We start from the raw sequence: 10356 nt of genomic DNA on the forward strand, positions 1-10356 counted from the left end.
GCTTCCTTCTCCCATCGGGAGAAGGTGCCCCGCAGGGGCGGATGAGGGTACGGGCCACCGGTGCGGTGATTGCGCGCACTGCGTGCCCGTACCCTCACCCCAACCCCTCTCCCGATGGGAGAGGGGCTAGCGCGCTTCCTTCTCCCCTCGGGAGAAGGTGCCCCGCAGGGGCGGATGAGGGTACGGGCCACCCGTGCAACGATTGCGCGCGCTGCGCGTCCGACCCTCACCCCAACCCCTCTCCCGGTGGGAGAGGGGCTAGCGGCGCTTCCTTCTCCCGCGCCGCGCCGCGGCCGCGCACTAGACTTGCCCGGCCCCAGGCGCTAGCGTGGAAAAAGTTTTTGCCGTTTCAGGGGTAACCAATGAACAACGCTGCCGCGCCGCGCCAGCTCACCTTCCGTGCCGTCGTGCTGGCGATCGTGCTGGCGGTCGTGCTGTCCGCCGCCAACGCCTACCTCGGCCTGTTCGCCGGCCTGACCATCGCCACCGCGATCCCCGCGGCGGTGGTGTCGATGGGCGTGCTGCGCCTGCTCGGCGGCGGCACCATCCTGGAGAACAACATCGTCCAGACCGGCGCCTCGGCCGGTTCGTCGATCGCCGCGGGGGTGATCTTCACCATCCCCGCGCTGGTGATCATGGGCTACTGGCCGGACTTCAAGTACTGGTGGGTGCTCGGCATCGCCGGCATGGGCGGCCTGCTCGGGGTGCTGTTCTCGGTGCCGCTGCGGCGCTCGATGATCGTCGAGGACCCGCTGCCGTTCCCCGAAGGAAAGGCCGCCGCCGAAGTGCTCAAGGCCGGCGACAATCCGGGGCCGGGGCTGAAGATCCTGGCGCTGTCGGCGACCATCGGCGGGCTGGTCAAGCTGGCCGCGGCCAGCGGCCTGCGGGTGATCCCCGATACCTGGGCGCAGGCCACCTACCTGGGCAGCAGCCGGCTGGTCGGCTACATCGGCACCAATCTTTCGCCGGCGCTGCTCGGCGTGGGCTACATCGTCGGGCTCAACGTGGGCATCGTGGTGCTGTCCGGGTCGATCCTGTCCTGGCACATCGCCATCCCGCTGTACCAGCAGTTCTTCATGGGCTCCGATCCGGCGCTGGCGCAGAGCCTGGCCACCGCACCGGCGGCCGAGGCCGCGTTCGGCATCTGGGCGGCGAAGGTGCGCTACCTGGGCGTGGGCGCGATGCTGATCGGCGGCGTGTGGACGCTGTTCTCGCTGCGCAAGTCGCTGCTGTCGGGCGTCAAGAGCGGCTTCGCCGCCGCGCGCAAGAGCAGCGGCGGCGCGATCGTGGCCGAGACCGACCGCGACCTGCCGATGAAGTGGATGCTGGTCGCGCTGCTGCTGTGCACCTTGCCGCTGCTGGGCCTGTACCAGGCCATCGTCGGCCAGTGGCACGTCAGCATCCCGATGACCATCATCATGATCGTCGCCGGCTTCCTGTTCGTGTCGGTGTCCGGCTACCTGGCCGGGCTGATCGGCTCGTCCAACAACCCGGTCTCGGGCATCACCATCTCCACCATCCTGTTCGCCTCGGCGGTGCTGGTGCTGCTGCTGGGCAAGAGCGGGCTGGCGCCGGTGGGCGTGGGCGGCGCGCCGATCGGCGCGGTCGCGGCGATCATGATCGGCGCAGTGGTGTGCTGCGCCGCAGCGGTGGGCGGCGACAACCTGCAGGACCTGAAGGCCGGCTACCTGGTCGGCGCCACGCCGTGGAAGCAGCAGCTGATGCTGGGCATCGGCGCGTTCTCCTGCGCGCTGATCATGGCGCCGGTGCTGAACCTGCTGGCCCAGGCCTACGGCATCGGCGCGGCGACGCCGGAACATCCGAACTCGTTGGCGGCGCCGCAGGCCACGCTGATGGCGTCGGTGGCCAAGGGCCTGTTCGGCGGCGAACTGCCGTGGACGATGATCGCGATCGGCGCCGGCGTCGGCGCGGCGATCATCGCCCTGGACGAGTGGCTGAAGAAGACCGGCAAGCGCTTCCGCGTGCCGGTGCTGGCCGCGGCGATCGGCATCTACCTGCCGCTGGAACTGATGGTGCCGATCTTTCTCGGCGGCCTGATCGCGCATCTGGTCGAGCGTTTCCACAGGATCCGCGCCGACGACGAGGACGGCCGCGACCGCGTGCACCGTCCGGGCACGCTGTTCGCCGCGGGCCTGATCACCGGCGAGGCGTTGATGGGCATCGCCATCGCGGTGCCGATCGTGGCCTCGGGCCACGCCGACGTGCTGGCGCTGCCGGAGGCGTTCCACCTGAACCAGTGGTACGGCCTGGTGCTGCTCGCCTTCGTCGGCTGGCTGCTGTACCGCACCGGCAAGAAGGGCGAACCCACCGCGCCGCTGCCGCCGTCGGCGTAAGCGCGGTCACCCGCCAAGCACCGCCAAGCCCGGCCCCGCGCCGGGCTTGGCGGTGCTTGGCGGCAAAGCGTAGCGGCGACGTTCTCGGTGGGCTGTTCGCAAATCCGGCGCACCGATGCTGATCGTAGTTGCTCGCGTAGCGTCGCCCGGCCCTCGAACCGGAGCCGTTGTTGGCGAACGCCGAGGCGCACTCGTAGATCCCCTGGCTGATGCCATGGAAGCCGGGATTGGCATGGGCCGGTGAGCGCGGGCAGCGCCAGGGACAGCGCGGTGGAGCGCGCTGTAGCGCCGCAGGCAGCAACGCAACGCGTATCCGTTCCGATGTCCCCGCAGCGTTGCGACGAAAGAGGCAAGCACGGACGCTCCTGCGAGTCCCGAGTCCCGAGTCCCGAGTCCCGATCCCGAGTCCCGATCCAGCCCGCCCCATGACTTCAAGCCTTTGCGCCGCGCCCACCCACACGCCTACCATCGGCGTTTTGCCGTGTTCCGGAGACGCCCGATGACCTTGCGCTACGCCTTGCTGCCCCTGTGCCTGCTGACCGCGCTGCCCGCGCTGGCGGCCACGCGCGGGTTCGATGTCCGCGACATGGTGGCGCTGGACCGGGTCTCCTCGCCGGTGCTGACGCCCGACGGCGGCACCGTGGTGTTCGCCAAGCGGCAGATGGACCAGGCCACCGACAAGGCCAGCACCGGCCTGTGGCTGCGCAACCTGCGCACCCGCGACGCGGCGCCGCCCAGGCGCCTGACCCCGGAAGGCTGGAACGTCAACTCGCCGGAGATCTCCGCCGACGGCAAGCGCGTCTACTTCCTCAGCGCCAAGTCCGGCCGCCAGCAGCTGTACGCGATGCCGCTGAGCGGCGGCGCGCCGCGCCAACTCACCGACTTCGCGCTGGACGTGGACAGCTACCACGTCTCGCCGCAGGGCGACCGCGCCGCCTTCAGCGCCGGCGTGTTCCAGGAGTGCGGCTCGGACCTGGCCTGCACCCAGAAACGCCTGGACGCGGCCAAGAACGCCAAGGCCAGCGGCGTGGTGTTCGACACCATGTTCGTGCGCCATTGGGACACCTGGAACGACGGCCGCCGCAACAGCCTGTTCGTCGCGCCGCTGCCGGCCGACGCCAAGGCCAAGCCGGTGGCGGGCGCCTCGGCGCTCAGCACCACGCTGGCCGGCGACATCCCGTCCAAGCCGTTCGGCGGCGGCGAGGACTACGCCTGGGCGCCGGACGGGCAGTCGCTGGTGGCCAGCGTCCGCGTCGCCGGGCGCGAAGAGCCGTGGTCGACCAACTTCGACCTGTACCGCCTCGACGCGGCCGGCACTTCGGCGCCGGTCAACCTGACCGCGTCCAATCCGGCCTGGGATGCCGGCCCGGTGTTCTCCGCCGACGGCAAGACCCTGTACTACCGCGCGATGAAGCGCCCGGGCTTCGAGGCCGACCGCTTCGGCCTGATGGCGATGGACCTGGCCAGCGGCAAGACCCGCGAGATCGCGCCGCAGTGGGACCGCTCGGCCGGCGAGATCGTGGTCTCGGCCGACGGCGCCACGCTGTACACCACCGCCGACGACCTCGGCCAGCACCCGCTGTTCGCGGTGGGCACGGCCAGCGGCAAGGTCCAGCCGCTGGTCGAAGGCGGCAGCGTCGGTTCGCCGGTGCTGGCCGGCAACACGCTGGCGTTCACCCGCAACAGCCTCAAGAGCGGCGACCAGATCTTCGTCGCCGACAGCGAGGGCAACCATCCGCGCGCGATCACCCCCAGCGCCGAGGAGATGCTGCCGGACGTGGCCTTCGGCGACTACGAGCAGTTCCAGTTCAAGGGCTGGAACAACGAGACCGTGCACGGCTACGTGGTCAAGCCGCACGACTACCAGGAAGGCAAGCGCTATCCGGTGGCGTTCCTGATCCACGGCGGCCCGCAGGGCAGCTTCGGCAACGGCTGGAGCTACCGCTGGAACCCGCAGACCTATGCCGGCCAGGGCTATGCGGTGGTGATGATCGACTTCCACGGCTCCACCGGCTACGGCCAGGCGTTCACCGACGCGATCAGCCAGCACTGGGGCGACCGTCCGCTGGAGGACCTGCAGAAGGGCTGGGCCGCGGCGCAGAAGCAGTACGCCTTCCTCGACGGCGACAAGGCCTGCGCGCTGGGCGCCAGCTACGGCGGTTTCATGGTCAACTGGATCGCCGGCAAGTGGAATTCGCCGTTCAAGTGCCTGGTCAACCACGACGGCGTGTTCGACCAGCGGATGATGGGCTACGCCACCGAGGAACTGTGGTTCACCGAGTGGGAGCAGGGCGGCACGCCGTACCAGAAGGCGGCGAACTACGAGAAGTTCAACCCGGTCAACCACGTCGCCGACTGGAAGAAGCCGATCCTGATCATTCACGGCCAGCTGGACTTCCGCATCCCGGTCGAACAGGGCCTGGCCGCGTTCACCGCCGCCCAGCGCCAGGGCATCGAATCGAAGTTCCTGTACTTCCCCGACGAGAACCACTGGGTGCTCAAGCCGCAGAACAGCGTGCTGTGGCACGACACGGTCAATGGGTGGTTGAAGCAGCATATCGGGCAATGACGACGGGACCAGGGACCGGGGACCGGGGACCCGGAAAAACGAACGCAGGCGCGGACAGCGTCTCGCTAGAACGCGGACAAAGGCGATATCCGCCCGGGTGCGCGCTGCCCGGTTTCCGGTCGCGCTGCCGCGCTTTTCCGGGTCCCCGGTCCCCGGTCCCCGGTCCCGGTTCGCCATGATCCAGAACGACATCGTCATCTTCGGCCTGATCGCCGCCACGCTCGGTGCGGTGTTCTGGACCGGCTCGCGCGAGCGCGGGTTCTGGAAGCGCTTCTACACCTACGTGCCGGCGCTGCTGCTGTGCTACCTGATCCCCGGCATCTACAACACCGTCGGGCTGATCGACGGCCAGCACAACCGCCTGTACGACCCGGTCGCGCGCGACGTGCTGCTGCCGGCGGCGCTGGTGCTGCTGACCCTGACCATCGACCTCAAGGGCATCCTGCGGCTGGGGCCGAAGATCGTGCTGATGTACCTGGGCGCGTCCTTCAGCATCATGCTCGGCGCGGTGGTCGCGTTCCAGCTGATGAAGTGGCTGCATCCGGCCACGGTGGCCGGCGATACCTGGGCCGGCATGGCCGCGCTGGCCGGCAGCTGGATCGGCGGCGGCGCCAACATGCTGGCCATGCGCGAGGTGTTCAACGTCGACGCCACCACCTTCGGCCAGTTCGCGGTGGTCGACGTCGGCGTGGGCTACGTGTGGATGGCGGTACTGATCTTCCTGGCCGCGCGCGCGCCGGCGATCGACGCGCGCAGCGGCGCCGACACCCGCGGCATCGACGAACTGAAGCAGCGCATCGCGCAGTTCCAGGCCCAGCACGAGCGCGTGGCCAGCCTCACCGACCTGATGCTGATCGTCGGCGTGGCCTTCGGCGCGGTCGGCCTGGCGCATGCGATCGCCGCGCCGGCGGCGGCATGGTTCGACGCCAACGTCAGCTGGGCGGCGAAGTTCAGCCTCGGCTCGCCGTTCGTGTGGGTGGTGGTGCTGTCGACCACGATCGGCCTGCTGCTGAGCTTCACCCGCGTGCGCACGCTCGAGGGCGCCGGCGCCTCACGCATCGGCTCGCTGCTGCTGTACTTCCTGATCGCCTGCATCGGCATGCAGATGGATTTGCTGGCGCTGCTCGACCGGCCGTGGGTGTTCGCGCTCGGGCTGATCTGGCTGGGCGTGCACATCGTGCTGCTGTTCGCGCTGGGCAAGCTGCTGCGGGTGCCGTTCTTCTATTTCGCGATCGGCTCGCAGAGCAACGTCGGCGGCCCGGCCTCGGCGCCGGTGGTGGCCGCCGCGTTCCATCCGGCGCTGGCGCCGGTCGGCGTGCTGCTCGGCACCATGGGCTACGCCACCGGCACCTACCTGGCCTACCTGGTCGGGATCACGCTGCGCGCGATGGCCGGCGCCTGACCGGTTAGCGATACTGGCTGCGGCCCGCGGGCCGCGTTCGCGCCTGAAAAGTCGCGTATTTCATAACATTAAGCGTGAGGTATTGCCAAACTCCGCCGGTCGATGTTAGTAATACTGACATCGGAAGCGGGAGGTGCGCGTGGCAAGGATGTTCGCGATCGTGGGAGACACGACGACCGGCGGCGGCGCCGTGGTCAGCGGTTCGCCGTTCACCGACGTGGACGGCGTCGCGGTGGCACGGGTCGGGGACCGCGTGGCCTGCGGGCGCCACGGCGTGACCGAGATCGTCAGCGGCGATGTGACCTTGATCATCGACGGCCAGCCGGTGGCGCGGCACGGGGACTACTGCGCCTGCGGGTGCCGGCTGCTGACGCTGCGCCAGCGCCACGTGTACGTGGACGACGCCCCGGGCGCCGGCGCCAGCGCCAGCGCTTCGCCTGCGGCGGCGGCCGCGGCCGCCGCCGCGGCGTCGCAGGCGGACAAGCCGGCGGTGTGCGAGGCCTGCCTGCGCGCGGCGCAGGCGGCGGCCGCGGCTTGGCTGGAGCGCTGAGCATGCACGCCTACGCCTTGATCGATGCCGCCGCGGTGCCCGGGATCGCCGCGCACCTGGCCGAGCACGCCGCCGGCCTGCCGCAGCGCAGCCTGTTCGCGCAGCAGCCGGAGGCGGCGCTGGCGCACTGCGGGCCGTGGCTGCTGCAGTTGCCCGACCGGCATGCGCCGGCGCTCGAGGCCTGGCTGGCCGCGATCGAGCACGCGCACGCGGCGGTGGCGTGGCTGGACAGCGAGGATGCGTTCGAATCCATCCACGCGCATCTGCAGCGTTGCCTGGACGTGCGCCTTGCCGATGGCGCGCTGGCGCTGCTGCGCTACTGGGATCCGCGCGTGTTCCGCCGCCTGTGCGCGTTGTTCGATCCGGCGCAACGCGCCTGGCTGCTCGGGCCGGTGCTGCGCTGGCGCGCCAAGCTGGGCGTGCAGCGCGTGGACATCCTGCGCGACGATGCCGTGGCGCCGCCGGCCGACGCAGCGCCGGTGCAGCTGGATGCGCGCCAGCAGGCCTTGCTGCGGCTGCCCGAGCCCGGCGCGTTCGCGCCACGGCTGGCGGCGGATATCCGCCGCGACCTGCCGGCGCAGGTCGGCGACCTGCACGAGGCGCAACTGATCGAGGAGACCGAGCGCAGCTATCGCCATGCCAGCGAGCAGCTGCGCATCGCCCGGCTGTCGCCGCTGGTGCGCTGGGTGAAGTTCGACGTGGCCTCGCGCGGCGCCTTGCGCCGCGACCTGAGCGTGGGCCTGCGCTTCCGCCGCGCCGACGATCCGGCCCTGCTCGCCGAAGACCTGCTGAGCGCGCTCGCGGCCCGGCCGCGCTGGGGGCAGTGAGATGGCCGCCGTTCCCGCCGCACCGGCCAGCCTGCGCGGCCTGACCCAGCTGCTCAGCGCCTTGCTCGGCGCCGAGGCGTTGCGCCGCGGCGCACAGGCGTTGCCGCGCGACCGCAGCCGCGAAGCCGACTGCAGCGAAACCGACGACGCCACCGAATGCAACCGCTGCCGGCTCGGCGACGGCCAGTTGCTGCCGGCCCGGCCGCGGCGCGCGGTCCGGCGCCAGAACAAGTTCAACTACGACTACCAGTTGCACATCGCCAACCTGCACGCCGGCCCGGAGCGCTTCGCGTACTGCGATGGCGACAGCGGCGCGCCGCTGGGCGACTTCGACTTCGGCATCGCCGCCAGCATCGGCCGCATCTTCAGCGGCGAGCCGGCGCCCACGCCGGAACGGCTCAACCTGCTCGAGTGGCTCTACAACGGCGTGTGGTTCGACGGCTACTGGCGCGAGCGCTGCACGGTGGTGGACGCGAAGGGGCGCTATGCGCAGTTCCTGGGGGAGGACGGTAGGCCCCTGCCAGGATTTCCGAAGCAGGTGGTGTTCTCCGAACTGTTCAACGAGGCTGGGCGTCAGCTACAGGCAATCGCTCCTGCACAACCGCAGGCCAAATTGGAGTGGCATTTCCTGCAAAAGGAAGTGAGCGTATGGGCGCAAAGAAACCTGCCCGGTGCCGTGAAGGTGGTTTACAGCCCTTGGCAACCGGTGACGCGGGCATGATATGCGCTGAAATACGTGCAGACGTGCCGTTTGCCGCGCTGCCGATGGAGGAGGGTTATGCCAGAACCCGTGCCCTGCTGGATGCGATCAATGCAGTGTTGCCGTTTCCTCAGCCCTGGTTCGGTGGCATCACCAAGCCACGACAGCAGCAAGTGCCTTTCAGCGACAAGGCAGCCACGTTGGCACGTGCCGAGCAACGTGCAGGGATGTTCAAGGAAAAATTTCCAACGCTGCCTTACGCGCACGGTTATGCGGCTTACCTGAGCAATCGGCAAGATCTCGGCCGCAGGCGACCCGGCCAGCTCGAACTGACCTACGATCTGACGCAGGGTAGGATTGAACTCGACATCGAGCGAGGCGATGTTGCATTCGGCGCAGACGTGACACGCATATGCCGCGATGTATTGACCGCGATAGTTCGTATGGAGCCGGTCTCATTCGCCTACGTGGATGTAGTCGACCGGTCGCTGGCCACGGACGAAGTGGTCTTTTATCGCCTCAACTACGCGACTTTCCCGCACCGCAAGGCCCTTGGCTGGATGGGATTCGTTCCCGCCGAGGTCGCGCCGGCGCAGCTGCCGCTGGCTGCGCAGCTGGTGCCGGTTGCCGGCAAGGGCACGGTGATCGTGGCGGTGGATGCGCCGTTCGATCTGAACGATCCGGCGCATATCCGGCGCGCCAACCAGGTAGAGATGGACATGGTGGACCTGGGCCTGTTGCCGGTGACCGACCCCAATTACCGGTAGCCGCGTCCACGGCGTCGTTCGGCGTCGCGTCGCGGCATCCACCGTCACCTTCGCTGAACCGAAGCGGGCAGGGCCGCCCGTCACGGCGCGCGATGCGCTGCATTGTTGCGCCGCAGCAGCGATAATCGGCTTCTTTGCCCAGGAGGCCGCATGTCGGCGATGCCGTTCGAACTTCTGATCAGCGATTGCGACGGGGTGATCGTCGACAGCGAGGTGCTCGCTGACCGTGTGATGCTCGCGGCGCTCAGCGACTACGTGCCGCGCGCGGAACTGGAACTGTTCCTGGAAGGCAGCTTCGGACAGACCGCGCTGGAGATCATGCAGCGCGTGGAGCGGCATTTCGGCGTGAGCTTCCCGCCGGCGCTGTTCCCGGACATCTGCGCGCGCTCCGAAGCGCTGATCGCCGCCGAAGTGGAGCCGATCGCCGGCGTGCGCGAGGCGCTGCTCGGCATCGCGCTGCCGCTGGCGGTGGCCTCCAACAGCCAGCGCCACAGCGTGGTGTCGTCGGTGGCGCGCGCCGGGCTCAGCGAGCGCGTGGCCGGCCACATCTTCAGCGCCGACATGGTGGCCCGGCCCAAGCCCGCGCCCGATGTCTACCTGCTGGCGGCACGCACGATGGGCGTCGCGCCGGCGCGCTGTCTGGTGATCGAGGACAGCGCCACCGGCGCCAGCGCCGCGCTGGCCGCGGGCATGAAGGTGATCGGGTTCACCGGCGCGGCGCACATCCCGCCGGGACATGCCGCGACCCTGCGCCAGCTGGGCGTGGCCGCGGTGATGGAGCGCATGGACCAGCTGCCGGAGATCTATGCCGAACTGGTGCGCGCAGCGGCGGCGTAGGGCATGCGTGCCGGGCGGCGCTTGCGGCGCCGGAGCGTGTATCGCTGCGTTCGCCGCGACTGAAGTCGCTCCCACAGGGAGAGCGTTTTCGAGCGCCGCATGTTCGAGCGCCGCACGGTGCTTTTCTGTGGGAGGGGCTTCAGCCCCGACGCGTTAACGGTGAGGCGTCGGGGCTGAAGCCCCTCCTACAGAAAGCAACTGCGCCTGAGCCGAAAAAAAAGCCGCTTTTCTGAAAAAAACGGCCCTTTTCGCATCAAATCGCTTGACATCGGATTGCCCCGGGACATCATCCTGCCGTCCCGAGTCCCGAGTCCCGAGTCCCGAGTCCCGAGTCCCGAGTCCCGAGTCCC

General features: G+C 69.5%; 8 protein-coding genes and 1 pseudogene. 8 read left to right on the forward strand and 1 reads right to left on the reverse strand.

The window, feature by feature from the left end; translation table 11 throughout:
• The first annotated feature begins 362 nt into the window (after positions 1 to 362).
• A complete protein-coding gene (locus JR065_RS21115; RefSeq protein ID WP_206236479.1) occupies positions 363 to 2354 on the forward strand; it encodes an OPT family oligopeptide transporter in 1992 nt (663 codons plus the stop codon).
• A 135-nt stretch (positions 2355 to 2489) separates the two neighbouring features.
• Here the strand turns inward: JR065_RS21115 and JR065_RS21915 are convergent.
• Positions 2490 to 2626, reverse strand: a pseudogene (locus JR065_RS21915) (potassium-transporting ATPase subunit KdpA); the annotation flags it as partial.
• Positions 2627 to 2853: 227 nt separating this feature from the next.
• Between JR065_RS21915 and JR065_RS21125 the strand changes: the two are divergent.
• The 7 genes from JR065_RS21125 to JR065_RS21155 all read left to right on the forward strand — a co-directional run bounded on the left by JR065_RS21125 (position 2854) and on the right by JR065_RS21155 (position 10006).
• The gene (locus JR065_RS21125) at positions 2854 to 4923 is read left to right on the forward strand and encodes an alpha/beta hydrolase family protein (protein ID WP_206236480.1); all 2070 of its coding nucleotides are present in this window, start codon (positions 2854 to 2856) and stop codon (positions 4921 to 4923) included.
• A gap of 175 nt (positions 4924 to 5098) precedes the next feature.
• The gene (locus JR065_RS21130) at positions 5099 to 6325 is read left to right on the forward strand and encodes a DUF819 domain-containing protein (protein ID WP_206236482.1); all 1227 of its coding nucleotides are present in this window, start codon (positions 5099 to 5101) and stop codon (positions 6323 to 6325) included.
• A gap of 160 nt (positions 6326 to 6485) precedes the next feature.
• Positions 6486 to 6875 (forward strand): PAAR domain-containing protein, encoded by a 390-nt coding sequence (locus JR065_RS21135; protein WP_343237315.1) that lies wholly within the window; start codon positions 6486 to 6488, stop codon positions 6873 to 6875.
• Positions 6876 to 6877: 2 nt separating this feature from the next.
• Positions 6878 to 7702 (forward strand): DUF4123 domain-containing protein, encoded by an 825-nt coding sequence (locus tag JR065_RS21140; protein WP_206236483.1) that lies wholly within the window; start codon positions 6878 to 6880, stop codon positions 7700 to 7702.
• A 61-nt stretch (positions 7703 to 7763) separates the two neighbouring features.
• Positions 7764 to 8423, forward strand: coding sequence for a Tox-REase-5 domain-containing protein (locus JR065_RS21145; RefSeq protein ID WP_206236484.1), 660 nt, complete (start codon positions 7764 to 7766; stop codon positions 8421 to 8423).
• Positions 8399 to 9169, forward strand: a complete 771-nt coding sequence (locus JR065_RS21645) for an Imm52 family immunity protein (protein ID WP_241093831.1) — start codon at positions 8399 to 8401, stop codon at positions 9167 to 9169. Before JR065_RS21145 ends, JR065_RS21645 begins: the two co-directional genes overlap by 25 nt.
• Before the next feature lie 150 nt (positions 9170 to 9319).
• Positions 9320 to 10006, forward strand: a complete 687-nt coding sequence (locus tag JR065_RS21155; RefSeq protein ID WP_206236486.1) for an HAD-IA family hydrolase — start codon at positions 9320 to 9322, stop codon at positions 10004 to 10006.
• The last annotated feature ends 350 nt before the right edge of the window (positions 10007 to 10356 follow it).

Source organism: Xanthomonas sp., from assembly GCF_017163755.1.
Classification (GTDB): Bacteria; Pseudomonadota; Gammaproteobacteria; order Xanthomonadales; family Xanthomonadaceae; genus Xanthomonas_A.